Genomic DNA, 26,044 nt, shown 5'->3' with positions numbered 1-26,044 from the left:
GTCCCGTTTCGTTACTCACTCTTTACGGTGCCTGACATGAACTTTATATATCGCCTCGCCCGGCCGGCCGATGTGGACGAGCTGCTGGTGCTGGAAAACCAGTGCTTTGAATCCGACCGCCTGAATGCGCGCAGCTTTCACTGGATGGTCACGCGGGCCAACGCGCGATTGATCGTCGCGCTGAGTGATCAGCCCGAACAACGCCTGGCCGGTTACGCGCTGGTGCTGTTTCATCGCGGCACTTCTCTGGGCCGGCTTTATTCCCTGGCGATCAGCGACGATGCCCGGGGTCAGGGCCTCGGGCAGCACCTGTTGGCCCAGGCTGAACAGCATGCCCTTGAGCGTGAGTGTGCCTATTTGCGGCTCGAAGTCCGGCCGGACAACGCCCCGGCGATTCGTCTTTACGAGCGCAACGGCTATCGGCTGTTCGACCGCATCGACGACTACTACGAAGACCACGCCCCGGCATTGCGCTACGAAAAACGCATCCGCGAACACGCCACCGGCTTCACTCGCCACGTGCCCTACTACCCGCAAACGCTGGACTTCAGCTGCGGTCCGGCTTGCCTGCTGATGGCCATGAAAGCCCTGCAACCGCCGCGCGCCATGCAGCGCCACGAGGAGTTGCAGATCTGGCGCGAGGCGACCACGGTGTTCATGACCTCGGGCCATGGCGGTTGCAGCCCCCAGGGCCTGGCGCTGGCAGCGTTGCGACGTGGGTTCGAGGTCGGCCTGCAGGTGTCGGTGCGCGGACCGTTGTTTCTTGCCGGTGTGCGCAGCGAAGAGAAGCGCGAAGTCATGCGCCTGGTGCACGAGGAGTTCAGCCGCGAACTGGCTGGCAGCGCGGTCCGTCAACTGGGCAGTGCGCCGCTCAATCTCTGGCAACTGCAACAGGACAACGGTCTGGCGCTGGTGCTGATCAGCAGCTATCGGCTGACCCGCTCCAAGGCGCCGCATTGGGTGCTGGTCACGGGGTGCGATGACGATTTCGTTTACTTGCACGACCCCGACATTGATCACAGCCAACAGCGTCAGGCCATGGACTGCCAATACATGCCGGTCAGTCATAAAGAGTTCGCCGGCATGAGTTGTTTTGGTGCCGACAAACTTCGCGCAGCGGTTGTTCTATATGCAGAGGGGCAGCCGCAGGGGCACGCGCCTATATAAACGGCGTCAGTCAAGACGTCGTTCGCGTAAAGATCCCGTCGTATTGATTGCAGTTGCACCTGCAAACGGAATGAATAGGCGCTCGGCCTTTAGGCGATGGGTGGAATAAGTGTGATGGATAACTCGGTGATCGGTCTGGTGATTGTTTCGGTGATAGCGGTATTTGGACTTTCGGCGTTTTACTTTGATTTCGTTCATCCGCGTCGCAAGCCACGCCTGGAAAAACGACGCCACCTGCAGAAATGAGCGACGGCGCCCCCGACGGATTATTTTTCTTGCCCCACTTGATCGGTCAAGGCGTAACGCCAACGACCCGCTACGCTTGTGCAGGTGACGCTTGCTTCGCACATCGCTCGGGGGAGTTCAAACATGCTCATCAAATGGGTACTGGCTGCGGTGCACCTGCTGGCGTTCGGTTTTGCGATAGCGGCGGTGCTGGCGAGGGGACGGGCGTTGCGGCGGCTGCGCACGGACGATCCGAGATCGTTCAGGGATGTGTTCGTGGTCGACAATATCTGGGGCGTCTCAGCAGGGGTTCTGCTGGTGACCGGGGCATTTCGGGCGTTCGGCGGGCTGGAAAAAGGCTCGTACTATTACCTGCATCAGCCACTGTTTCACCTGAAAATGGCGGCGTTCGTGGCCATTCTCGCGCTGGAAGTGGTGCCGATGTTCGCGTTGATCAAATGGCGCATCGCATTCAAAAAGAACCAGCCCATTGATACGTCCCTGTCGCGCCGTTTCGCCCGGATCAGCCACATGGAGGCGTTGCTGATGGTCATCATCGTCATCGCCGCCACGGGCATGGCGCGGGGGATATTGCTGAGTTGAGGCCGGGGCGATGCCCTGACCTCTGTCTGTCAGACCACCCAGAAATACATGAGGGTCAGGTTCGCGCCCGAGATCAATCCGAACAGGCCCCAGGCCAGGGTTTTGGTCAGGCGACTGTTGGCGAACGAGCCCATCAATTGTTTGTCGCTGGTGAAGCGGATCAGCGGCCACAGCGCGAAGGGCAATTGCAGGCTGAGGACGACCTGGCTGAGCACCAGCATCTTGCCCACCGCGCCGTCGCCGAACCAGATCACCCCAATGAACGCCGGAATCAGCGCCAGGCCGCGGGTGGCCAGACGGCGTTGCCAGCACGGGATCTTCGCCTTGAGAAAACCTTCCAGCACCACTTGGCCGGCGATGGTCCCGGTGAACGTTGAGCTCTGCCCTGCCGCCAGCAGCGCGACGCCGAACAGCACGCTGGCGACCGCGCCGCCCACCAGCGGATCCAGCAGATGGTAGGCGTCCTGGATTTCCACGATGTCGGTGTGGCCGGTGCCGTGGAACGCGGCAGCCGCCAGAATCAGAATGGCCGCGTTGATCACCAGCGCCAGACTCAGAGAGGCGATGGTGTCGACCCGGGCGTAACGAATGGCGCTGGCCTTGCTTTCCACCGACGTGCCGTTGACCCGGGTCTGCACCACCGATGAATGCAGGTACAGGTTATGGGGCATCACGGTTGCACCGAGAATGCCGATGGCGATGTACAGCGGTTCCTGATTACTCAGCATCTCCCACGACGGCTTGAGCCCTGCGACGACGTCCGGCCAGAACGGTTTGATCAGCACCAGCTCGATAAAGAAACACGTTGCGATGGTCGCGATCAGCCCCAGCACGATGGCTTCGAGACGCCGGAAATTGGCGCCCTGCAAGGCCAGCACGATGACCGTGTCAAACGCCGTCAGCGCCACGCCCGTGGTGATCGACACCCCCAGCAGCAAGTGAAACGCCAGCGCAGCACCCAGCACTTCTGCCAGATCGGTCGCAAGGATCGACAGCTCGGCGAGAACCCACTGGCCCATGCCGACCCGGCGGCTGTAGTGCTCGGACGACAGCTGCGCCAGATCGCGGCCGGTGGCGATGCCCAGTCGCGAACACAGGTTCTGCAGCACCATGCCCGACAGACTGGCCAGCACCACCACGAACAACAGCGAATAACCGAAGCGCGAGCCGGCCTCGATGGCGGTGGCCCAGTTGCCGGGGTCCATGTAGCCGATGGAAATCAACAGGCCGGGGCCGACGAACAGCATCAGCTTGCGCAGGAACGACGCATTGGCGGGAATGGCGACGCTGTCGGTGGTCGCCGACGGGCAGAATGGCGCGGTGGCAGTGGTCGGGAGTTTGTACTTCACGGGAATCCGAAACGTGGTGGCAGTCAGTCCCGGAGCTTAAACGTGCAGAAATGTTTTGTCTTGAATCTCTGGGGCACTAACATGCTGCGTCTCACCGATCCGGAAAAAACAATAATGCATGCCGTGCCCGATAGCCCTGACAACGCCCATTCGACCCGTGACGGCGTCGACCCGATACGTGCTGCGCGGATTTCCGCGCGCATCGACCGACTGCCCGCCGTCGCCACGATCTGGAAGCTGGTGGCGCTGTTGTCCATTGGCGGTTTCTTCGAGCTCTACGATTTGTTTCAGACCGCCTATATCAGCCCCGGTCTGATTCGCGACGGGCTGTTCGCCACCGGGGCCCAGGGCGTGTTCGGCTTTTCCGATCAGGCGGCGTTTGCCTCGGCCACCTTTCTGGGACTGTTCCTCGGTGCCAGCCTGCTGAGCCCGATCGCCGACCGCTACGGCCGCCGCGCGATCTTCACCTTCGCGTTGATCTGGTACACCGTCGCCACGGTGCTGATGGGCATTCAGACCTCGGCACTGGGCATCATCTGCATGCGCTTTCTGGTGGGCATCGGCCTGGGCATCGAGCTGGTGACCATCGACGCGTACCTCTCGGAACTGGTGCCCAAGCGCATGCGCAGCTCGGCGTTCGCCTTCGCGTTTTTCGTGCAGTTCCTGTCGGTGCCGTCGGTGGCATTGATGTCCTGGTGGCTGGTGCCGCAAGACCCGTTCGGCATCGCTGGCTGGCGCTGGGTGGTGTTGGCCAGTGCAGTGTTTGCGCTGTTCATCTGGCGGCTGCGCTCGCGCCTGCCGGAATCACCGCGCTGGCTGGCGCAACACGGCCGCTTCAGCGAGGCCGAAAAGATCATGGACGACCTCGAAGCCCGCTGCGTGAAGGACCACGGCCAGGCACTGGACGAGCCGGAAACCCACAACGTGGCGGTCGAAGGCAAAGGCCGTTTCGCTGACATCTGGCAACCGCCGTATCGCCGCCGCGCGCTGATGCTGATTGTCTTTCATGTGTTCCAGGCGATCGGCTTTTTCGGTTTCGGTAACTGGCTGCCTGCGTTGCTGTCGGGGCAAGGCGTGAGCGTGACCCACAGTCTGGCGTATGCCTTCGTGATCACCCTCGCCTATCCCCTTGGGCCGTTGTTGTTTGTGAAGTTCGCCAATCGGTTCGAGAATAAGTGGCAAATTGTCGGCTCGGCGCTGGGCTCGATGATTTTCGGCACGCTGTTCGCGCAGCAGACGACGGCCGTCGGGCTGATTTTTTGCGGGGTGATGATTACGTTTTGCAATGCGTGGCTGAGTTTCAGTTATCACTCGTATCAGAGCGAGTTGTTCCCGACCAATATCCGCGCCCGGGCGGTGGGGTTTTGTTATTCGTTCAGTCGTCTGTCGACGGTGTTCAGCAGTTTGTTGATCGGGTTGTTTCTGGATCACTTCGGCACGCCGGGGGTGCTGACGTTCATTGTGATGAGTATGTTGATTGTGATCATTACGATTGGGGGGTTTGGGCCGAAGACGCGGAATCTGGCGCTCGAAGATATTGCTCATCGCTAGGGGACCATCGCTAGGGGACTGATTTATTTACAGCGCTTCACCGTAAATTAATCTGTCCCCGGTTGCGCGGTGCGGCTGGTAGAAGATCAAGATCCTTTAGATCAAGAGCGCCTGCCTAGGGGCAGGCTGTTTCGCCTTCGGCGACTTACTTTTGAAAAGCCTAAAAGTAAGCAAAAGTGCCTGCTCCTGGCTGGGCCCTTCCTTCGTCAGGGTTCCTTCACTCCGGTCTCGCTCCGTGGGCCCGCTGCCATCCGCCATCCATGGCGGGGGGCAGCTCTCGCCGCATCCATGCGGCTCGGCCCACTCCACGAGACCTGCGTTCAGCCTGCACCAAAGTCGCGTTTGGTGGTGTCTGGAATTTCTGTGTATGAAGATCAAAAGCAGATCAGGAGCAGATCAGGAGCAGATCAGGCCTAGGGGACTTGTGGGAGTGAGCTTGCTCACGAAGGGATCGGTACATCCACCGGATCTTTGGTGTTAGAGATAAAGCATTCGCGAGCAAGCTCGCACAGTATGGGTGTGCGATCAGCAAAATTGTTGGTGCCTGGGCTGGCCTCTTCCCGGCTAAAGCCGGTCCCACTAAGAGCAGCGCATGCATCCAGTGGGATTGGCTCCGACTGTAGGACCGGCTTCAGCCGGGAAGCCGTTGCCGTTGCCGTTGCCGCTGCCGTTGCCGTTGCCGTTGCCGTTGCTTTTGATCTTTCTCCACAAAAAGTCCTGACAACACAAATCGCGACTTGGGTGCAGGCTGAACGCAGGTCTCGCGCAGTGGGCCGAGCCGCAGGGATGCGGCGAGAGCGCCGTCAGGACATGGATGTCCGTTCGGCGCGGGCCCACGGAGCGGGACCGGAGTGAGGGTATTCCGACGAAGGAGGAACCAAACCGAGAGCAAGCACCTTTGGTTACTTGGGGTGCTTTTCCAAGTAACTCGCCGAAGGCGAAACAGTCTGCCCCTAGGCAGACGCCCTTGATCTTGACGTAGGAAGCCGCACCGCATACCCCGGGGACAGATTAATTTACGGTGAAGCGCTGTAAATAAATCAGTCCCCTTTGGCCTGACGGTGAAGCGCTGTAAATAAATCAGTCCCCTTTGGCCTTGAGTCCCCTTTGGCCTTGATTTAAAAAACCTACCGAATCCCGAGTCGCCGGGCCAGGCGACTGAGGTTAGCCCGATCAACGTCCAGCTCCCGCGCCACATCCGCCCATTTGCCCTGATGCCGCTCCAGCGCCTCGCCGATCAACCGCTTCTGAAACCCGTCCACCGCCCGCTTCAACCCCTCGCCCGGCTGAATCACCGGCATGACGCCATTCGAATGCAACACAACAGGAGCAGGCCCCCCTGACTCATCAAGCCCCAAAACATCCGCCTCGATCGTCAAAATCCGCGGCCGCTCACCCTGCACCGACAGCGCCTTGAGCACCGCGCGGCTGATCAGATGCTCCAGCTCCCGCACGTTTCCCGGCCATGCATACGCCAACAGCACCGCCTGCGCCTCCGGACTCAAGCGCAAACTGCGCAGCCCCATCCGCGCCCGGTTCTCCTCGAGGAAATACCCCGCCAGCAACAACACATCGCGCCCCCGTTCGCGCAACGGCGGCACCACCAACGGGTAAACGCTCAGGCGGTGATAGAGATCCGCGCGGAAGCGCCCGGCGCGCACTTCTTCTGCCAGATCACGGTTGGTCGCGGCGATGATGCGCACGTCCACGCGATGCTCTTGATCGGACCCGACGCGCTGCAACTGGCCGCTCTGCAACACCCGCAGCAACTTCGACTGCACTGGCAGCGGCAGCTCGCCGACCTCGTCGAGGAACAACGAACCGCCATGGGCCAGCTCGAACTTGCCGCTGCGTCCGCTGACCGCTCCGGAGAACGCGCCTTTCACATGGCCGAACAGCTCGCTCTCCACCAACAGTTCGGGCAGCGCGGCGCAGTTAAGGCTGATCAGTGGCTTCGCCGCCCGCGGCGACTGAAGGTGAATGGCCTCCGCGACCAACTCCTTGCCGACGCCGGTTTCGCCCGTGATCAACACCGTCAGCGGGCTGTTGCCCACCAGCTGGATTTCCTGCTGCAAACGCTTGTGCACCGGGCTTTGCCCGATCAGCTCCCGAGGCCCGCGTCCGCCTGCGGCGCGTTTGTACACCTCGGCCAACTGGCGCTGATCCTCAAAGCCACGGGCCAGTTGGCTGATCCGTTCGCTGGCCATCACCGTTGCCGCCGCCAGGCTGGCAAACGCCTGGAGATTGCCCAGATCGGCCTGGCCAAAGCGTGCAGGATCCAGGGAATCCAGGGTCATCACCCCCCACAGCATGTTCTGCAAATACAGTGGGCAACCGAGGCAATCGTGCACTTCCAGGTCGCCGTGCACGCCTTCAACCAACCCGTCGTAAGGGTCCGGCAGATCGCAGTCGGTGGAGAAGCGGGTCGGTTCGCGGTTTTGCAGAATGATGTCCAGCCGCGGGTGCTCCCCCAGCCGGAACCGTCGCCCCAGGGTATCCGGACTCAGTCCCTCGACCGACAAAGGCACCAGCGCCTCATCCTCCAGCTTGAGCAACGCCACGGCGTCACACGGGAATAGCTGGCGCAGTGACCGCAGCAGGCGTCGGTAGCGCTCATCGTCCGGCAGGTCCCGGGACAGGTCGGCGACCAGCGGAGTGAGCGCCAGCAGCAAAGGATGGGTCATGAGAACTCCCGGCAACGGCATGGGAAGGGGGCAGTGGCGAGTCATTATGACTGCGATGCCAGTCGAAACGACAGCGCCGTCGCCAACGCAGCTCCCGCCGGTCTGCAGGAAGCACGCTACACACACATAGCCGTGAATCGCCGTATTAAACACGGCACTAAACCGTCATTGCCGAGAAGTCATTAGTTGGTCGCCAATTCTCCGGCAGCGCTTGTGTAATAAATGAAAAACTGCCGCGCTCACTTTTCTCAAAAACTCGCTACTTAATTCTGACGCCACCTCGCCGACGTCACGCCCGGGGCCCTTTAATTTAAATGAAGTTGTGAACATCCGATTTTGTTTATAGTCAGCCGACCCCACAGGAGCACTCACTATGGCCAGAATTCAGGGACGAGTTCTTGAAACTTACCCTCCCTTGGTAGTTGATCTCGACGGCACGTTATTGCGCTCGGATTTGCTCATGGAGACGGCCATGGCGTTCATTCGTGGCCAGCCGCTGAAAACCCTGAAAATGCTGGGCTGGCTGTTCAAAGGCAAAGCCGCGCTGAAAGAAGGCCTGGCGCTGAGCACCGAAATAGACGTCTCCGTGCTGCCTTACGATCCGCAGATCATCGAAATGATCCAGCGCGAACGAGACACCGGCCGCATGGTGGTACTGGCGACGGCGAGTCATGTAAGCCTCGCCGAGCGAATCGCCGAACACTTGCAATTATTCGATCTGGTGCTGGCGTCCAATACCCACCGCAACTTGTCCGGCCACAACAAACGTGACCTGTTAGTTGCCCACTTCGGCGAGGGCGGATTCGATTACATCGGCAACTCGAAAGATGACTTGCCCATATGGAATGTGTCCCGCCAGGCCTATGTGGTCAATCCCGACAGAGGGGTGGAAGCCCAAGTAAAAGCACAAGTCAGCGTCGAGCCGACTATCCGCAGCAACTCGCCGGGCCTGCGGGACTGGCGCAAGGCCCTGCGCTTGCACCAGTGGTTGAAAAACGCGCTGATCTTCGTGCCGCTATTGGCGTCCCATCGCCTGGCGCAGTTCGAGTTGATGCGCGACGGCGTCATCGCGTTCCTTTGTTTCGGCATGTGCGCCTCCAGCGTCTACATCCTCAATGACCTGCTGGACCTGTGCGACGACCGCCATCACAAAAGCAAATGCAACCGACCGTTCGCCAGTGGCCGCCTGTCGATCAAGACCGGGCTAGTGATGGTGCCGGCGCTGCTGGCGATGGCCTTCGGCGCCGCGATGCTGCTGTTGCCGTGGCAGTTTTCAGCGGTGATGGCCGCCTACTACGGCCTGACCCTGACCTACTCGCTGAGACTCAAACGCCTGATGGCCTGGGACGTGATCGCCCTGGCGATGCTCTACACCGCGCGAATCATTGCCGGCGTCGCGGCGTTCAGCCTCACTCTGACGTTCTGGATCCTCGCCTTCTCGATGTTCATTTTCCTCAGCCTGGCCATGGTCAAGCGTTACGCCGAGTTGCGCGATGCCCGCGCCCGGGAGATCAATACGTTGGCGAGGGGCCGCGGCTATCACCCGGGCGATCTCGACATGATTGCCTCACTGGGAGCGTCGTCGGGTTACCTCGCGGTGATGGTCCTGGCGCTGTACATCCAGGACGCGAAAACCACTGAGCTGTACGTCACCCCGCACATCATCTGGCTGGCCTGCCCGCTGCTGCTGTTCTGGGTGACGCGGGTGTGGATGCTGACCCATCGCGGGCAGATGAACGAAGACCCGGTGGTGTTCGCCATCCGCGACCGCACCAGTCAGCTGATCGGCGCGGCGTTTCTGATGATGTTCTGGATCGCCGCATGAGCACGCCGTTGTATTCCTGGGGACGTTTCCCCCTTCGTCCACAACGGGGTCATGGCTGTGTGTGGCTCGACGAATTGCCTGCGCAGATGGACCGCGTGATCGGCGCCCACCGCAGCAGCCTGCCCTACGGCAACGGCCGCAGTTACGGCGACAGTTGCCTGGCGGCCAGCGATGAGGTGCTGCACATGCGCTCGCTGGACCGGCTGATCGAAGCCGACTGGAGCACCGGCGTGATCAAGGCCGAGGCCGGCATCACCCTGGCGGAAGTGCTGGCCGTGGCCATCCCCCAAGGCTGGTTTTTGCCGGTGACGCCCGGGACCCAGTTCGCCACCCTCGGCGGCGCCATCGCCAATGACGTTCACGGCAAAAACCATCATGTGCGCGGCACCTTTGGCCGCTACCTGCTGAGCTTCGGCCTGTTGCGCCACGGCGAGCCGGAGGTGATCTGCTCGCCTGAAGATCAACCAGCCCTGTTCGCCGCGAGCATCGGCGGGCTCGGCCTGACCGGGGTCATTCACTGGGCGCAGATCCAGTTGATGCCGATCCGCGCCAGCCAGATCGACACCACCACGGTGCGCTTCGCCAATCTGGCCGAGTTTTTTGCGCTGTCGGCCGAGCTGGACGCGCGTCATGAGTACAGCGTTGCCTGGGTCGACTGCCTGGCCAAGGGCGCCGAGACCGGACGCGGGGTGTTCATCGTCGGCGATCACGCGCAGTACGGCTCCCTCGACGTCGGTCAGCGCAAAAAGCTCAGCGTGCCGCTGACGCCGCCGGTATCGCTGATCAACAAAGTGTCCCTCAGCGCCTTCAACAACCTCTACTGGCGTCTGCACCCCAGCCAGCGCAAGCAGGGCCGCAGCGCCTACGAACCGTTCTTCTACCCCCTCGACCGGATCCTGCACTGGAACCGGATTTATGGCCGCCGGGGGTTTCAGCAATACCAGTGCGTCGTGCCTGCGGCGAATGCCGAAGCGGCCATGGGCGAACTGCTGCGCACCATTGCCGACGCCGGCCAGGGGTCGTTCCTTGCCGTGCTCAAGCGCTGTGGCGATATAGCCTCGCCGGGGCTGCTGTCGTTCCCCCTGGAAGGCACCTCCCTGGCGCTGGATTTTGCCCAGAGCGAGGCGCTGGAGAACGTGTTGTTCCCGCGTCTGGACGACATTGTTCGCGCCGCTGGCGGGCGCTTGTACCCGGCCAAGGACGCCCACATGAGCGGTGCCGATTTCCGGCGGGCCTACCCCGCCTGGGAGCAGTTGGAAGCGCTGCGCGATCCCTCTTTGATGTCCCGTTTCTGGAGCCGTGTGATCCTATGAAAACTGCAGTGAAGAAAGTCCTGATCATCGGCGCCACCTCCGCCATCGCCAGCGCGTGCGCACGGTTGTGGGCCACGGAAGGCAGCGATTTTTTCCTGGTGGCGCGCAACGTCGAGAAGCTGCAGCAGACCGCCGCCGACCTCAAGGCGCGCGGAGCGACCCACGTCACGCTGCACGAGATGGACGCCAACGACATCGAGGCGCATCCGCTGATGATGGGCCGCTGCCTGACTGCGCTGGGACAGATCGACATCGCCCTGATCGCCCACGGCACGCTGCCCGATCAGAAGGCCTGTGAGCGCGACGTCCACCTGGCGCTGAAGGAATTCGCCAACAACTGCACCTCGGTGATTGCCCTGCTCACGGTGCTGGCGATGCAGTTCGAAACCCAGCGCTGCGGCAGTCTGGCGATCATTTCTTCGGTAGCGGCTGACCGGGGTCGCCCTTCCAATTACCTCTACGGCAGCGCCAAGGCGGCGGTGTCGACCTACTGCGAAGGCTTGCAGGCGCGGCTGTTCAAAGTCGGCGTGCACGTCACCACCATCAAACCGGGCTTTGTCGACACGCCGATGACCCAGGGGCTGTCGTTGCCGGCGGCCCTGCTGGCACAGCCGGCCCAGGTCGCCCAGCGCATCGTCAAAGGCATCGCCAACAAGGTGCCGACGCTCTACGCACCGGGTTTCTGGGCGCTGATCATGCTGGTCATTCGTTCGATCCCGCAGCCGGTGTTCAAGAGGCTGAACCTGTGAGCGAAGCGGTGCCCGAGACTTCGCACCTGTCCGGCTGGCGCTACCGCGCGGTGGTGCTGTCGGTGGTCGGCTCGGCGTTGGGCTATCTCGGTTTTTCGCTGTGGGGCGGCTGGCAGGCAGTGGGCGCTGCGGTGAGCGAGGTCGGGCTGGTGGGCATTGTCATCGCGCTGCTCATGTCATCGGTCAACTACGGCCTGCGCTTTGTGCGTTGGCAGACCTACCTGAAAGTGCTCGGCCATCCCATGCCGTGGCGGCCGAGCCTGAACATTTATCTGGCCGGCTTTGCCCTGACCACCACGCCGGGCAAGGCCGGAGAAGCGTTGCGCGGCGTGCTGCTGAAACGCTGGGGCGTGCCCTACCCGCAGAGTTTCGCGGCGTTTTTCAGCGAGCGGCTGTCGGACCTGTTCGCGGTGGTCTTGCTGACCCTGTTCGGCCTGTCGCTGTACCCCCAGGCATGGCCGATGATCGTGGTCGGCGTGGCGCTGGTGGCGGTCGGGCTGGTGGTGCTGTCGCAACGTCGCCTGCTTGAGCGGATCACCGACAAGGTGCCTGTAGGTGGCGGCAAGGTGCTCGGGCTGCTGCGCCATCTGCTGCAAGTGCTGGTGCATGCGCAGCAATGCCATCGCCTGCGTCTGATGCTCGGGCTGACCGCATTGAGCGTGGTCGCCTGGAGCGCCGAAGCCCTGGCGTTCGACTGGATTCTGAAATGGATGGGCGCGGATATCCCGCTGACGTTCGCGGTGTTTGTCTACGCCCTGGCAATGCTGGCCGGCGCAGTGAGTTTCATGCCTGGTGGACTGGGCGGCGCGGAGGCGGTGATGGTCGGCCTGCTGGTCTGGAAAGGCATGGACAGCGCCGACGCCGTGGCCGCCACCGTGCTGATTCGTCTGGCCACGCTGTGGTTCGCCGTGGCCATCGGCGCGGTGATGCTGATCAGGCTCAAAAGCGAGGCTGCAACGCCTCAGGCTCAACCGGTTCAATAACGCTTTTCGACGGGATTAAAGGGACAGGAGTGCAAGTCATGGTGGCAGCAGTACGTTATCGAGCGTTATTCGGCATTCCCCTGTTGCTGGCGGTGGCCGCCGTGGTCTGGAGCTTTCTGGCCTCCAGCGGCCCGATTCAATGGATGGACAACGGCATCTTCATCGCCGACGCCTCGGAGGGTCGCTATTTCAGCGACACCCTCGGCCCGCTGGATCACCCGTTGTACCTGTTCGTGACCACGGCGCTGTTCGCTCACTTCGGCCCGCTGGTGCTGAGTTTCATGAACTCGATGCTGCTGATCCCACTGGGCTGGGCGATCTTTCGTCTGGCCAAAGGCGTCGGCGCGACGTCGCAGCAGGCCTTGCTGGCGATTGCCGCGGCGGTGTTGTGCCATTGCGTGTTCTGGGTCTCGACCAAAGCCGAGGTGTATCTGCTGCACACGCTGCTGGTAACCCTGGCCTACATGGTGCATTTTCGCGATAAATCGCGCTTGGGCCTGCTCACCGCGCTGTTCGTCATCGGCATCCTCACCGGCCTCGCCGCCGCCATTCACCAACTGACGTTCATCGTGCTGTTCCCGCTCTACGTGCAGCTGGTCTGGCAGCACAGGGCGCGGGTGCTGTTGACGATCCCGGGGTTTGTGCTGGGCTTTGCGGTGGCGATCCCCGGTATTTTGCAGGAGCTGCAAAACGGCTTGAGCCTGATCGACATCGGCCACCGTTACCTGATTGGCATCCCCGACAAAACCACGGAACAGAGCTGGCAGGGTTCGCTGTTTCGCTTCGACGACATGTGGCACGAGAAGAACTCGGTGGTGCTGCTGATGCTTTCCCTGCTCGGCCCGCAACTGGTGGCGCTGGTGCTGTTCCCGAAAAGCCGGCGGCTGCGGCTGCTGTGGTGCGCGGCGGTGCTGAACTTCCTCTTCGCCGTCTCATACAACGTCACCGACCGCTTCACGTTTTTTCTGCCGGGCGCGGTGCTGTTGAGCATCATCGGCGTGATCCATGTGCAGGCGTGGCTGGCGCGGCACAATGCCGCCGTTGTCGCCTATGCCCTGCCCCTCAGCGGCCCGGTGACCCTTCTGACGGTGTACGCGATTTACGCCAGCGGTGTCGTTGCGCTGCCCACCCACAAGGAAGCGCTGCCTTTCCGTGACGATATCCATTACTTCATGGCGCCGTACTTGCGCGATCGTTCGGCGGAGGCGTTCGTGCACAGTTACGAACAATCAGCTCCCCTAGGCGCGCTGATTGTTGCGGACTGGACGCCCAACGGCGCATTGCGTTCGGCGCAAGCCAGCGGCCTGCTCAAAGGACGAACCGTGGCGCTGTGCGAGGGCGCACAAAACATCGAGTCGTACTTGAATGGCCCGGGTGCCTTCCTGGCGCGGACCAGTTACTGCTCAAGCATCTCTGATCGCTTTGATCTGCAGACGTTGGCGGTGGGGTACGAATTGCGCGCGAAAAAAGCGGACGGGCAAAGCAGCCCAAACGTGCTCGTGAATCCACTGAGAGGCGGATGACCGTCCGTCGGATCGAATGCACCTCTTGCGTTGGCGGGTTGACCAATAGGTATCCATGACAACAAAGGGATTCACATCATGATCAAGACTAAATTGACTGCCCTGACACTCGCTGGCCTGATGGCTGTTGCTACTGGCTCCGCGTTCGCTGGTTCCACCGGCCCAACCGATCCGATCGACAAGAACGGTCCGAAGCCAAGCACCTCTACCAGCGGTCAAAACAACGACGGCAGCTCCCCGGGCACGTCGACCCCAGGGACCAAAGGCATGGGCAGCACCAACGGCACCAACCGTGGTGACGCTGACGGCGGCGGCATGACCAATGGCAGCGGCATGGGCGGCAGCGGCGGCGGTACCGGTGGTGGCGCGAGCGGTTCCAGCGGCAGCAAGTAAATCGCTGTGCTGACCGTGTGCCTCTGAGCGAACGTAGCGCCGAGGCAGCACTGAATACGATGAAGGGCCGAATATGATTCGGCCCTTTTTTCGTTTCTGGTTTCATTCCCGGGAAAGGCCGACCGCCTCACGCCACTGCCCAAAGGTCATCAAGGGTGGACCACCCGGCCTCTTCCCGGCTGAAGCCGGTCATCCGATGGAATTGCGGCATTCCGCAGGACTGCTTTAGCCGGGAAAGCGTATGACTTTTCATTGCAAAACCCGAGGAGAAACACGGGCCTAAATTTTCCGCCGTCGCTGTCGATACGCTATTTGTAGAGCCCCAATAGCGGGTTGGACCCGATCAGTGAAAGGCAAAAGCATGTACACAAACATTTTTCTGCTGGTAGAGCATGGCCGCGATCAAGGTGAAGTATCTGTTTTGGGCTGGTTCGATGACGAACGCGCCGCGCAGGACACCGCCGAAGCCATGGAGTGGAAAGCATATCGCGATGAAGCCAAACGTCATCATCAATGGTCGAGCCAGCCGTTGCTGCCGCCGGACCAGACGGCCCATCGACGATTCTGGGTCAAAGGCATCTCGAAATTCAGCCACACCCCGGCGCCCCGTTCGTGGGCGGTGCATTGATCTCTGTTGAGCAAAAACTCAGCGCAGCGGGCACCGCCGAGGTGCCCTGCTACTTGTAATTGCCCGACGCTGGCTTGTCAGCAGAACTGATTCAAGACAGAGTCGGTCGCTCGACAACCTCGCCCTCCCACACGCCTTCATGCCGACGGGCAATCACCAGGCAGTCGCCCGTACCCGTCGCGCTTACCACCCGCTCACCTCCGGGTGACCAAAATGCGCTGCGTCCCGCGCAGGCCCAGCCTCCCGACGGTCCGCCATGGTTGGCCATCAACACGCCCATCGAATGCGCACAGGCATAGCTCTGCAGCAATTCAGCGTCTCGCGCATAGCCTTCTTCGCTGATCAAGACGCTGCTGGCGTACAGACTGGCGCCAACTTGCGCCGCTGCCTGGGCGTGGGTGGCGTGGGTAAAATCCGCACAGACCGAGAGCGCAATGCGCTCGGCGCCGATATCCACCAGCGCACCGCCCTCCCCGCCACTGAAAACCGCCTCTTCGCCCGGATGAAGATGCTGCTTGGTGTAGACCGACTGCGATCCATCGGCGGCCATCACCAGTGCGCCAATCAGTATGATTTCGCTGCCGGGTTGACGCAGTGGCAGCCCCACCACGGTGATCACCCCTGACTGCGCCGCGAGCTCACGCAGCGGTTGCAAACACTCGGCGTCAGGTGTCTGAGCGAGTTCGCGCGCGAGGAACGGCTCGTAGCCGGTCAAGGACAACTCGGGGAACAGCAGAAACTGAACGCCATGCTCGACCGCGCGGCGCATGGTGTGAAGATGCCGGTCGATGTTGACGTTGATGTCACCGGCGACCGAGCAGTATTGAGCAGCACATATCACGAGGTTTGTCATAGGAACTCGTTTTTTTCAGACAGCGAGGGAGTGACGAATGCTTCGATCAACTGACGTTGCGGCGGCAAGCGGTCAGGCACGCGCCGTGTATTCTTCACGCTGCACAGCTCCTCGACCCGTCTGACATCGCGGAGACTCCCTAGCGGTTTTTCTGGGTATTAACAAAGTTTAGAAAATCCTGAGAGGGCAATGCTTTCGAATATAACCAGCCTTGGGCGTAATCCACCTTATACAGCCGCAGGTAATCTGCCTGATGGGGGCTCTCGATGCCCTCGGCAACAATTTCCAGACCCAGCGTTTTAGCCATTGCAATAATATGCGTCACCACCGAACTGGACGCTGAAGATTTATCGATGGCGTCCACGAAGGATTTATCAATCTTGAGCACATTGACAGGAAGGCGCTCAAGATATTGCAAACTGGAGTAGCCCGTACCAAAGTCATCGATTGCAATCTTGAAGCCCAGCGCCCGCGCTTTTTTTAGTGTCGTAACGGCCGATTCGACATCGATGAAGCCTCGCTCAGTGGCCTCTATCCATATTTGACTGTTGTTAATCATCGAGCCTTTCAACGCTTGATCAAGCGTGTCAAGAAAACGCCCGGATTTAAGATCATCTGCACAGATGTTGATGGCCACATGAAGACGCCGGTTATCTCGTAGAAGTTGCGCCATGTCTCTGACGACGCCCTGGATGACCTGGTCAGTGATGGGCAAAATCAGCCCTGTTTCTTCAGCCAGCGGAATGAACTGATCAGGGGCCACAACCGTGCCGTCTGGTCTCAGCCACCGAACCAACGCCTCGGCCCCAGTACATTCTTCTGTTTCAAGATCAATGATCGGTTGATAGTGAACAGTGAACTCCCGCTGGGCGATTGCGATCTGCATCTCGGCCATCGGCGAGAGTCTGATTCGCATGATCCGGATGACCGACAATACGACAATGAAACCTATCCCAAGTCCTATGGGCAGCATCCAGGCCAACTCGCTGTAAAAGCTGGTGTCGACGCTTTTTATCGGCTCAGCCACGAGGGCGGACCAGTCGTCTTGAGTGGAAACAGCATAGAGATAGTCTTTACTCTTGCGATCTCGGTTTGATACGAGTTGGGAAATCGTCTTCTCATCCGCTCCCTGGGAAATATTCACCAATTGGCCTTGGTAGAAAACACCGAGTTGCATTCGATCATCCAGAATGATGTCGCTGAGCCTTCCCGCATTTATAAGGACGCGGTAGGCGCCACGATGCATGATCGTGATCGGCTGGATCCCCTGGTCACTCGGGATCAGGCGAACATTGATTTTATAGCCTCTCGCATCGGTATAAGTCGACGTCGTCGATCCAGACAGTATCGACGTGCCCCCCCATGATGTGCAGGCAAGCGACCCTCGCTCGAGATAATCAATTTCTTCGACCGCACGGGTGTTCACGGTCGCTTTTCGCATTAACGAAATATGCTCTGGAGAACACGGCACCCCAGCCCAGTTCTCCATCTGCGCTATAACATTGAGCCCTTGTTGCAATGACAAGCTAATGTTTTTGAGCGCTCGCTCGGAGTAAGTCGCCAAATGAGTCCTTTCTTTGGCCAGCGCCCTTTCCCAGGAAATGTGAGCCATCGTGATCATAGGAAGAACTGCCCCTATCAGCCCTGACAGGGTGGCTATGATGATGACTCTGGATTTACGCATTCCCTTGCCTCAAAAAATGGACTCATCCTGTACTGATGCTCATTACCTCTCGTTCAGAGTGTGATTTATCCGGAACGACCGAGCAAGAAGGCGCGGAACGTTTTCACCCCTAAGACATTCTGTACACCCCATCGCCGCTCGAAAACCCAAAGGCCACTCACTGGACGGACGTCCGGCACCTGAGATAGCGTGCGGCTCCGACCGACTTCCAGGCAGCCTCCCATGACCGACCGTCAACTCATCGTCCCGGATGAAATGCGCCTGCTCGCCGAACGCGCAGGCTATGCCCCTGCCGTCAAGGTCGGCAAAACCCTCTACTGTGCCGGCCAGGTCGGTCGAACCCATGAGCTGGCCGTGATCGAAGACCCGGAGCAACAATTCCTGGCAGCGTGGGAAAACCTGCGGCGTGTATTGGCCGCTGGAGGATGCACCTTCGAGGACGTCGTCGATCTGACCACCTACCACATCGATCTGCACAGCCATATGCCCGTATTCAGGGCGGTCAAGGACAGCGTCTTCCCTCGTGGCACCTGTGCATGGACATGCCTGGGCGTCAGCGACCTCGCAAAGCCTGGCCTGCTGGTGGAAATCAAATGCGTCGCGGTGCAGCGCTGATCATGAAGGGGGTGCCATGCGCGGGACACGCAAGGCGAAAGGGCTCGGATAACGCAGGCTGACCCGCCGGGTATTCCGACACGTCAGCCTGGCGATTTGCCTCAACGCGCGGTGATCTTCCAGGCGCGGTGAATTTTGCCGTTGCGTGCAAAGTCCGGGTCGACCGTGTGCTGGGTGATTTCTTCCACCGCATAACGCTCGACCAGCGTCTCTTCGAGCTGGAATTTGCGGAAGTTATTGGAGAAATACAGCACGCCGCCCGGCGCCAGGCGCGCCATCGCCAGGTCGATCAGTTGAACCTGATCGCGCTGCACGTCGAACACGCCTTCCATGCGCTTGGAGTTGGAGAAGGTCGGCGGGTCGATGAAGATCAGGTCGTACTCTTCGCGACTGGCCTCCAGCCACACCATCACGTCGCCTTGCTCCAGACGGTTCTTGTCCGAGAAACCGTTCAGCGACAGGTTGCGACGCGCCCAGTCCAGATAGGTTTTCGACAGGTCGACGCTGGTGGTGCTGCGCGCCCCGCCCTTGGCCGCGTGCACGCTGGCGGTCGCGGTGTAGCAGTACAGGTTGAGGAAACGCTTGCCCGCCGCTTCGCGCTGAATGCGCATGCGCATCGGCCGGTGATCGAGGAACAGGCCGGTGTCCAGGTAATCGGTGAGGTTGACCAGGAGCTTCACGCCGCCTTCGTTGACCTCATTGAATTTGCCCTGGGCGCTCTGGCGTTCGTACTGCTTGGTGCCGCTCTGCCGTTCGCGGCGCTTGACTACCACGCGGCTCTTGTCGATGCCGAGCGCCTGGGGAATGGCCGCCAGGGCGTCGAACATGCGGATCGAAGCCTTTTCCGGGTCGATGGACTTCGGCGCGACGTATTCCTGAACGTGGACCCAGTCGTGGTACAGGTCGATGGCCATGGCGTACTCGGGCATGTCCGCATCGTAGACGCGGTAGCAATCGATGCCTTCGCGCTTGACCCACTTGCCCAGCGCCTTGACGTTCTTCTGCAAGCGATTGGCGAACATCTGCCCGCCCTCGCTCAGGCGCGGTTGCTCGATGACCGGCGCAGGGGCCGGCGTCGGCTTGATCGGGTTGCCATTCTTGTTGTACTGGCGCTCTTGGGGCTCGTCCGGCGCCTGATCGTAAGCGGCTTGCTCACGCTCGGCCTGACGCTGCTCCGGGGTGCGACGCTCGCCGGTGACGAACTGATCCGGCAGCACTTTGATCAACAACAGCTTGCACGGCAGTGCGCCGTTCCAGAACGCGTATTGCTTGTGGCTGCGAATGCCCATGCGCTTGCCCAGATCGGGCGCGCCGGTGAACACCGCCGCTTCCCAGTTCAGGCAGGCCTGACGCAGACGCTCGCCGAGGTTCTGATAGAGGTACAACAGGCTCGCCTCGTCGCCAAGACGCTCGCCGTACGGCGGGTTGCAGATCACCAGACCGGTCTGGTTCTGGTCGGGACGCGGCTCGAACGTCGCCACTTCGCCTTGGTAGATCTTGATCCACTCGCTCAGGCCGGCGCGCTCGACGTTGTTGCGGCCTGGCTGAATCAGGCGCGGATCGGCTTCGTAACCACGGATCCACAGCGGCGGCTTGGCCAGGCCCGCTTGCGCACGTGCCTGCGCTTCGTCATGCAGCTTGCGCCAGATCGCCGGCACGTGACCCAGCCACGCCGAGAAACCCCAGCGCTCGCGCTTGAGGTTGGGCGCGATGTCGGCGGCAATCATCGCCGCTTCGACCAGGAACGTACCCACGCCGCACATCGGGTCAGCCAGTGCGCCGCCTTCAGCGGCAATGCGCGGCCAGCCCGAACGGATCAGGATCGCGGCGGCGAGGTTTTCCTTGAGCGGCGCGGCGCCCTGCTGCAGACGATAGCCGCGCTGGTGCAGGCTGTGGCCGGACAGATCCAGGGACAGAATCGCTTCGCCCCGGTCCAGACGCAGGTGCACGCGCAGATCCGGGTTGAGCTTGTCGACCGACGGGCGTACGCCGTCTGCCGTGCGCAGGCGGTCTACGATGCCGTCCTTGACCTTCAAAGCACCAAAATGGGTGTTGTCGATGCCCGAACCATGACCGCTGAACTCCACGGCCAGCGTGCCTTCCGCTTCCAGATGGTCAGCCCACTCGATGTCGTGCACGCCGTGGTAGAGGTCCTCGGCGTCCTTCATCGGGAAACGCTTGAGCACCAGCAGCACCCGGTTGGCAAGCCGCGACCACAGGCACAGCCGGTAGGCAGTTTCCATGTCGGCGGTGCCGCGGATGGCGGAAGTGTGTTCGCGGGTTTCCTCGAGACCGAGGGCGGTGGCTTCCTCGGCCAGCAAGCCTTCGAGGCCTTTTGGGCAGGTGAGGAAAAGTTCGTAACGGTCCGACATGAGTATTCCAGAGCCTAAGGCTATAGCGGCCGGACAACGCATTGTCCGACCCGATTCCAACAAACGCCTTTCAAGGAGGACGCCTGCGCGGCACACAGTTTGTGCCTGTCCCTCGCACCGATACATTTCGAGTGCGACGGTCCGCCAGCACTTGAGCGCCGACGTTTTGATGCTAAAAAAACACTATTCAGCACGACGGCGGCTGCAATAAAAAGTCACATCGCTGACCCTTCGTCGTTTTCCACTGACCGTAAACGGCCAGTACTCTCAATTGCGAAATAATTGCACTGCGACCTGAAAGCCCCGTTTAAAAGGGCCCCCCGCAAAAAACACTGGTCAAACGAGTGATTGCTTATGGTCGTAATGCCTGAATGGTTACGTTCTTATGACAAAACGATCATTCACAGCGCATCTTTCATTGGTTAGAAATCACCCAAGGTCATCGCCGCAACGGCGGTGGCATCAAGCCCGCGACGCCGGCAGCGGGCCGCTAACGGCAGAAGATTTTCTGCCGGACCTCAACCTGAGGTCTCCAGGGACATTACAGTCAACAAACGAGGGCAATACCCTATGAGAAGACTTAAGCGTGATCCGATGGAAAGAGCATTTTCGCGCGGATACCAATATGGCGTATCCGGTAAATCCCGTGAGCTTTGCCCATTTACTCTACCGTCAGTGCGTCAAGCCTGGATCAACGGCTGGCGAGAAGGACGCGGCGACAACTGGGACGGTATGACCGGCACTGCGGGCATTCACAGACTCAACGAACTTCACGCGGTCGGCTGACGCAACCCTCACGTTACAGCCTGACCTAAAGCTTTTTCGACATTCTTGATCGCTTCACCATTACCACGCACGCCCCACCCGGGCGGCGGGCCAAGGCCCAAGAGGGGTTCCAGTCGGAACCCCTCTTTTCGTCTGGATGATCAGCGGGACATCGACGCGATCGCGTCCACCGACTGGCGAATCAACGCCGGCCCCTTGTAGATAAAGCCTGAATAAATCTGCACCAGACTCGCCCCTGCCGCGATCTTATCGGCCGCGTGCCTGCCTTCGGTAATGCCGCCAGCGGCTATGATCGGCAAGCGCCCGCCCAACTCACCGGCCAACACCTTGACGATGTGCGTGCTCTGCTCGCGCACCGGCGCGCCTGACAGGCCGCCTGCCTCGTCGCCATGGGGCAACCCGTCGACGCCCTGACGGCTGAGGGTGGTGTTGGTGGCGATCACCGCGTCCATGCCCGACTCCAGCAGCGCGCCGGCAACCAGCACGGTCTCTTCGTCGCTCATGTCCGGGGCAATCTTGATGGCGAGCGGCACGCGTTTGCCGTGGATCAGCGTCAGCGCTTCCTGACGCACCCGCAGGGCTTCGAGCAGTTGCTTGAGCGAATCGCCGAACTGCAGGCTGCGCAGGCCCGGCGTATTGGGCGAGCTGACGTTGACGGTGACGTAACTGGCGTGGGCGTACACTTTGTCCAGGCAGATGAGGTAATCATCCACGGCGCGCTCCACCGGCGTATCGGCGTTCTTGCCGATGTTGATGCCCAGTACGCCTTTGTACTGCGCGGCCTGCACCCGGCTGACCAGATTGTCGACGCCCAGGTTATTGAAGCCCATGCGGTTAATGATGGCTTCGGCGTGGGGCAGACGGAAAATGCGCGGTTTCGGGTTGCCCGGTTGCGGGCGCGGCGTGACAGTGCCGACCTCGACGAAACCGAAGCCCAGCTGCGAGAAGCCGTCGATGGCCGCGCCGTTCTTGTCCAGCCCCGCCGCCAATCCGACCGGGTTGGGGAAGCGCAGGCCCATGACGGTCACCGGCAGCTGCATCGGCGCCTTGTTGAACAGGCCGTTGAGCCCCAGACGCCCGCCCGCTCCGATCAGGTCGATGGACAGATCGTGGGAAGCTTCGGGGGAGAGTTTGAACAGTAACTGGCGGGCCAGGTTATACATGGGCGGGGGCGGCTCGATTGCGGCTGGGATCAGCGGCGGATTATAAACGCCGGTGCAGGCGAAGCGCGAGGCATGTCGCGAACTTTGCTGACTGACCTGTTCGCCGCTGGCATATCGCTTGCTTTAAGTCCTGCATCGACTCGATCCAATGGCGGAGCGAGACACAGGACAATGACGTCGCTGTCGCCCCGGTTTCAAGGGGGCGAGGCGGCGTTTTTTTTGGACGACCGGCAGCGTTGAAAGGCGCGTCGGCCTCCACGCGGAATGGCACTCATGAATGACACGCTCACCCCCTCGCTGGCCTGGGTAAACGGCAGCGATGCACCGGAGCTGGCCAGCGTCGACCTCGGCTTCATGGCGCTCACCGACAGCGCCTCGCTCATCGTCGCCGCGACCCAGGGCTTCGCCCAGCCCTATGGCCTGCACATCAATTTGCACCGGCAGTCATCGTGGGCCAACCTGCGCGACAAACTGGTCAGCGGCGAACTGCACGCGGCCCACAGCCTTTACGGCCTGGTCTACGCCGTGCAACTCGGACTGGCCGGGCCGGCGAAGAACATGGCGGTGCTGATGGGGCTGAACCAGAACGGTCAGAGCATCAACCTGTCGAGGGCGCTGCAGGACGCAGGTGTGACCACTCCTGATGCACTCGATCGACGCACGCACCAAAGCGAACCAAAACTCACGTTCGCCCAAACCTTCCCCACCGGCAACCACGCCCTGTGGCTGTATTACTGGCTCGCGAGCCAGGGCATTCACCCACTGCGCGACGTCGACAGCGTGGTGGTGCCGCCGCCGCAGATGGTCGAGCACCTGCAGGCCGGTCGCATCGACGGCTTTTGTGTCGGCGAGCCGTGGGGTGCCAGCGCGGTTCAGCAGAACCTGGGCTTCACCCTGGCGACGTCCCAGGCCATCTGGCCGGATCACCCGGAAAAGGTGCTGGGGTGCAGCCTGGAATTTGTCGAGCAATACCCGAACACGGCGCGCACGCTGGTGATGGCCGTGCTTGAAGCCAGTCGCTTCATCGAAGAAAGCGCTGACAACCGCCGAAGCACCGCGCAGTTGCTCGGCGCCCCCGAGTACGTCAATGCACCCGTCGGCGCTATCGAATCGCGGCTACTGGGCGAGTACGACGACGGGCTCGGCAACCGGTGGCACGACCACCATGCCATCCGCTTCCATGATGAAGGCCGGGTCAACATGCCGTGGCTGTCTGACGGCATGTGGTTCATGACCCAGTTTCGCCGCTGGGGCTTGCTGCGCGAAGACCCGGATTACCTCGGCGTCGCCCGCACCGTCCAACAGCTTGGCCTGTACCGCGAGGCCGCCGAGGCACTGGGCATCGCCGTGCCGCCCTCGCCCATGCGCAGCAGCCAGTTGATCGACGGCAAGATGTGGGACGGCAGCGACCCGGCGTGTTATGCCCGCAGCTTCAAGCTGCACGCGCTGGCCGATGCCGCCCTCGCTCATGCCGATCGCTGAGGAGACGCCACCATGCTGCGAATCCTGCTGATCAATGACACCCCCAAAAAAGTCGGTCGCCTGAAAGCGGCGCTGACTGAAGCCGGTTTCGAGGTCATCGATGAATCCGGGCTGATCATCGACCTCCCCGCACGGGTTCAGGCCGTGCGACCGGACGTGATCCTCATCGACACCGAATCACCGGGGCGTGATGTGCTGGAGCAAGTGGTGCTGGTGACCCGGGATCTGCCGCGCCCGATCGTGATGTTCACCGACGAGCACGACCCCGGCGTGATGCGCCAGGCGATCAAGTCCGGGGTCAGCGCCTACATCGTCGAAGGCATTCACGCGCAACGCCTGCAGCCGATTCTGGACGTCGCCATGGCCCGCTTCGAAAGCGACCAGGACCTGCGCGCGCAACTGCACGCCCGCGATCAGCAATTGGCCGAACGCAAACGTATCGAGACGGCGAAAGGCCTGTTGATGAAGATGAAGCAGTGCAACGAAGAAGAGGCCTACACCCTGATGCGACGCCAGGCCATGAGCCGGCAGCAGAAACTGATTCAGGTGGCGGAGCAGATCATTGCCATGAGCGAACTGTTGGGCTGAGCCCCTCCACGTCCGAACCGCGCGCGCTGATTTCATTCGGCCTGCATACCGGCGCACCTTTGGCCCATGTATTGCTAGTCACACCTCACAGGTAGCCAACGGCGGTTGCCCACTCACGACAAAGACGTCGCACCCCTTCGCGCAAGCGCACAGGGCTGCGGCGTTTTTTCGTTTTTGCCTTGAACACGTCGAGGCGGGTGGAGTGCCGGTCTGGTGCTTCGCCTGCATGACCTGACCCGTAGCGGTGCGAGCAACACCTCCACCGAACACGAATCCCTGCAGATGAGGTGTTAGATGAACACGAGTTTCTGGAAAGCCGGCCACAAACCGACATTGTTCGCAGCGTTTCTGTATTTCGACCTGAGCTTCATGGTCTGGTACCTGCTTGGCCCGATGGCCGTGCAGATTGCCGCCGATCTGCACCTGACTACCCAGCAACGCGGCCTGATGGTTGCCACGCCGATTCTCGCGGGTGCCGTGCTGCGCTTCATCATGGGCATGCTGGCCGATCAGTTGTCGCCGAAAACCGCCGGAGTCATCGGCCAGGTGATCGTCATCGCCGCGCTGCTCTGCGCCTGGCAACTGGGCATTCACAGCTATGAGCAGGCGCTGCTGCTCGGTGTGTTCCTCGGGATGGCGGGCGCGTCGTTCGCCGTGGCGCTGCCGCTGGCTTCGCAGTGGTACCCGCCGCAGCATCAGGGCAAAGCGATGGGCATCGCCGGCGCCGGCAACTCCGGTACCGTGTTCGCGGCACTGATCGCACCTGTGCTCGCCGCCAGCTTCGGCTGGAACAATGTGTTCGGCTTTGCCGTGGCGCCGCTGCTGCTGACCCTCATCGCGTTCTCGCTGATGGCAAAAAACGCTCCGGAACGTCCGAAAGCCAAATCCATGGCTGACTATTTCAAAGCCCTGGGCGACCGCGACAGCTGGTGGTTCATGTTCTTCTACAGCGTGACTTTTGGCGGCTTCATCGGCCTGGCCAGTGCCCTGCCCGGCTATTTCAACGATCAATACGGCCTGAGCCCGGTGACCGCGGGTTACTACACCGCCGCCTGCGTCTTCGGCGGCAGCATGATGCGCCCACTGGGCGGCGCACTCGCCGATCGCTTTGGCGGCATTCGAACGCTGTCCGGCATGTACGCCGTCGCGGCGATCTGCATCGCCGCCGTCGGTTTCAACCTGCCCAGCTCGTGGGCAGCGCTGGCACTCTTCGTCGCGGCCATGCTCGGCCTTGGTGCCGGCAACGGCGCGGTGTTCCAGCTCGTGCCGCAACGCTTTCGCAAAGAGATCGGCGTCATGACCGGCCTGATCGGCATGGCCGGCGGCATCGGTGGCTTCCTGCTCGCCGCCGGGCTCGGCGCCATCAAGCAGAACACCGGCGAGTACCAACTGGGCCTGTGGCTGTTTGCATTCCTGGGTGTGCTCGCCTGGTTCGGCCTGATGAACGTCAAGCGTCGCTGGAGAACCACCTGGGGTTCGGCCGCTGTCACCGCTGCCCGCGTTTAGAC

At 61.3% G+C, this 26,044-nt stretch carries 22 protein-coding genes; 16 read left to right on the top strand and 6 right to left on the bottom strand.

The features are described from left to right. Positions 1–36: 36 nt before the first annotated feature. From SLW75_RS07760 to SLW75_RS07750, 3 genes are all read left to right on the top strand, one after another. Positions 37–1,167 (top strand): peptidase C39 family protein, encoded by a 1,131-nt coding sequence (locus SLW75_RS07760; protein ID WP_410934086.1) that lies wholly within the window; start codon positions 37–39, stop codon positions 1,165–1,167. Between the two features lie 114 nt (positions 1,168–1,281). Further along, positions 1,282–1,413 (top strand): hypothetical protein, encoded by a 132-nt coding sequence (locus tag SLW75_RS07755; RefSeq protein ID WP_274605101.1) that lies wholly within the window; start codon positions 1,282–1,284, stop codon positions 1,411–1,413. A gap of 123 nt (positions 1,414–1,536) precedes the next feature. Continuing rightward, positions 1,537–1,995 carry a DUF2214 family protein gene (locus SLW75_RS07750; RefSeq protein WP_296312698.1) on the top strand — a complete coding sequence of 153 codons (459 nt, stop codon included), beginning with the start codon at positions 1,537–1,539 and terminating at the stop codon, positions 1,993–1,995. Positions 1,996–2,024: 29 nt separating this feature from the next. Here SLW75_RS07750 and SLW75_RS07745 read toward each other — a convergent pair whose 3' ends face one another. Beyond that, a complete protein-coding gene (locus SLW75_RS07745) occupies positions 2,025–3,344 on the bottom strand; it encodes an Nramp family divalent metal transporter (protein WP_410934085.1) in 1,320 nt (439 codons plus the stop codon). A gap of 114 nt (positions 3,345–3,458) precedes the next feature. Between SLW75_RS07745 and SLW75_RS07740 the strand changes: the two genes are divergently transcribed. Beyond that, positions 3,459–4,895: an MFS transporter gene (locus SLW75_RS07740; RefSeq protein ID WP_410934084.1), complete on the top strand. Its 1,437-nt coding sequence runs from the start codon at positions 3,459–3,461 to the stop codon at positions 4,893–4,895. A 1,127-nt stretch (positions 4,896–6,022) separates the two neighbouring features. Here SLW75_RS07740 and norR read toward each other — a convergent pair. After that, entirely contained in the window at positions 6,023–7,600 is a 1,578-nt protein-coding gene (gene norR / locus SLW75_RS07735; RefSeq protein WP_410934374.1) for a nitric oxide reductase transcriptional regulator NorR, read from the bottom strand. Positions 7,601–7,952: 352 nt separating this feature from the next. On the opposite strand from norR, the gene SLW75_RS07730 reads away from it, so the two are divergent. The 7 genes from SLW75_RS07730 to SLW75_RS07700 all read left to right on the top strand — a co-directional run bounded on the left by SLW75_RS07730 (position 7,953) and on the right by SLW75_RS07700 (position 14,993). Further along, on the top strand, positions 7,953–9,404 hold the full coding sequence (locus tag SLW75_RS07730) for a UbiA family prenyltransferase (protein WP_410934083.1): 1,452 nt from the start codon (positions 7,953–7,955) through the stop codon (positions 9,402–9,404). Then, positions 9,401–10,717, top strand: a complete 1,317-nt coding sequence (locus SLW75_RS07725; protein WP_410934082.1) for an FAD-dependent oxidoreductase — start codon at positions 9,401–9,403, stop codon at positions 10,715–10,717. Before SLW75_RS07730 ends, SLW75_RS07725 begins: the two co-directional genes overlap by 4 nt. Positions 10,718–10,725: 8 nt before the next feature. Beyond that, positions 10,726–11,466 carry an SDR family oxidoreductase gene (locus SLW75_RS07720; RefSeq protein ID WP_065988738.1) on the top strand — a complete coding sequence of 247 codons (741 nt, stop codon included), beginning with the start codon at positions 10,726–10,728 and terminating at the stop codon, positions 11,464–11,466. Next, entirely contained in the window at positions 11,463–12,449 is a 987-nt protein-coding gene (locus tag SLW75_RS07715; RefSeq protein ID WP_192130250.1) for a YbhN family protein, read from the top strand. The genes SLW75_RS07720 and SLW75_RS07715 overlap by 4 nt, the downstream gene beginning before the upstream one ends. Before the next feature lie 38 nt (positions 12,450–12,487). Further along, entirely contained in the window at positions 12,488–13,972 is a 1,485-nt protein-coding gene (locus SLW75_RS07710; RefSeq protein ID WP_410934081.1) for a DUF2723 domain-containing protein, read from the top strand. Positions 13,973–14,050: 78 nt separating this feature from the next. Continuing rightward, positions 14,051–14,365: a hypothetical protein gene (locus SLW75_RS07705; protein ID WP_065988487.1), complete on the top strand. Its 315-nt coding sequence runs from the start codon at positions 14,051–14,053 to the stop codon at positions 14,363–14,365. Between the two features lie 361 nt (positions 14,366–14,726). Beyond that, positions 14,727–14,993, top strand: coding sequence for a hypothetical protein (locus SLW75_RS07700; RefSeq protein WP_065988488.1), 267 nt, complete (start codon positions 14,727–14,729; stop codon positions 14,991–14,993). A gap of 91 nt (positions 14,994–15,084) precedes the next feature. On the opposite strand, the gene SLW75_RS07695 is transcribed toward SLW75_RS07700, so the two are convergent. Further along, a complete protein-coding gene (locus tag SLW75_RS07695) occupies positions 15,085–15,846 on the bottom strand; it encodes a carbon-nitrogen hydrolase family protein (RefSeq protein WP_410934080.1) in 762 nt (253 codons plus the stop codon). 139 nt (positions 15,847–15,985) lie between these two features. After that, positions 15,986–17,530: an EAL domain-containing protein gene (locus SLW75_RS07690; protein WP_410934079.1), complete on the bottom strand. Its 1,545-nt coding sequence runs from the start codon at positions 17,528–17,530 to the stop codon at positions 15,986–15,988. A gap of 222 nt (positions 17,531–17,752) precedes the next feature. Between SLW75_RS07690 and SLW75_RS07685 the strand changes: the two genes are divergently transcribed. Continuing rightward, entirely contained in the window at positions 17,753–18,145 is a 393-nt protein-coding gene (locus tag SLW75_RS07685; RefSeq protein ID WP_410934078.1) for a RidA family protein, read from the top strand. A 101-nt stretch (positions 18,146–18,246) separates the two neighbouring features. Here the strand turns inward: SLW75_RS07685 and rlmKL are convergent, their stop codons facing one another. Beyond that, on the bottom strand, positions 18,247–20,517 hold the full coding sequence (gene rlmKL / locus SLW75_RS07680) for a bifunctional 23S rRNA (guanine(2069)-N(7))-methyltransferase RlmK/23S rRNA (guanine(2445)-N(2))-methyltransferase RlmL (protein WP_410934077.1): 2,271 nt from the start codon (positions 20,515–20,517) through the stop codon (positions 18,247–18,249). 570 nt (positions 20,518–21,087) lie between these two features. Here rlmKL and rmf point away from each other — a divergent pair. Continuing rightward, a complete protein-coding gene (gene rmf / locus SLW75_RS07675) occupies positions 21,088–21,303 on the top strand; it encodes a ribosome modulation factor (RefSeq protein ID WP_074887169.1) in 216 nt (71 codons plus the stop codon). Between the two features lie 140 nt (positions 21,304–21,443). On the opposite strand, the gene SLW75_RS07670 is transcribed toward rmf, so the two are convergent. After that, positions 21,444–22,466: a quinone-dependent dihydroorotate dehydrogenase gene (locus SLW75_RS07670; protein ID WP_410934076.1), complete on the bottom strand. Its 1,023-nt coding sequence runs from the start codon at positions 22,464–22,466 to the stop codon at positions 21,444–21,446. Positions 22,467–22,739: 273 nt separating this feature from the next. Here SLW75_RS07670 and SLW75_RS07665 point away from each other — a divergent pair, with 273 nt between their 5' ends. The 3 genes from SLW75_RS07665 to SLW75_RS07655 all read left to right on the top strand — a co-directional run bounded on the left by SLW75_RS07665 (position 22,740) and on the right by SLW75_RS07655 (position 26,042). Beyond that, positions 22,740–23,948 carry a CmpA/NrtA family ABC transporter substrate-binding protein gene (locus SLW75_RS07665; protein WP_410934075.1) on the top strand — a complete coding sequence of 403 codons (1,209 nt, stop codon included), beginning with the start codon at positions 22,740–22,742 and terminating at the stop codon, positions 23,946–23,948. A 12-nt stretch (positions 23,949–23,960) separates the two neighbouring features. Further along, entirely contained in the window at positions 23,961–24,536 is a 576-nt protein-coding gene (locus SLW75_RS07660; protein ID WP_037011032.1) for an ANTAR domain-containing response regulator, read from the top strand. A gap of 294 nt (positions 24,537–24,830) precedes the next feature. After that, on the top strand, positions 24,831–26,042 hold the full coding sequence (locus SLW75_RS07655) for a nitrate/nitrite transporter (RefSeq protein ID WP_410934074.1): 1,212 nt from the start codon (positions 24,831–24,833) through the stop codon (positions 26,040–26,042). Positions 26,043–26,044: the final 2 nt, after the last annotated feature.

The organism is Pseudomonas sp. W5-01, from assembly GCF_046540435.1.
Lineage (GTDB): Bacteria > Pseudomonadota > Gammaproteobacteria > Pseudomonadales > Pseudomonadaceae > Aquipseudomonas > Aquipseudomonas graminis_B.
This window is presented reverse-complemented; position numbering and strand designations above follow the sequence as displayed.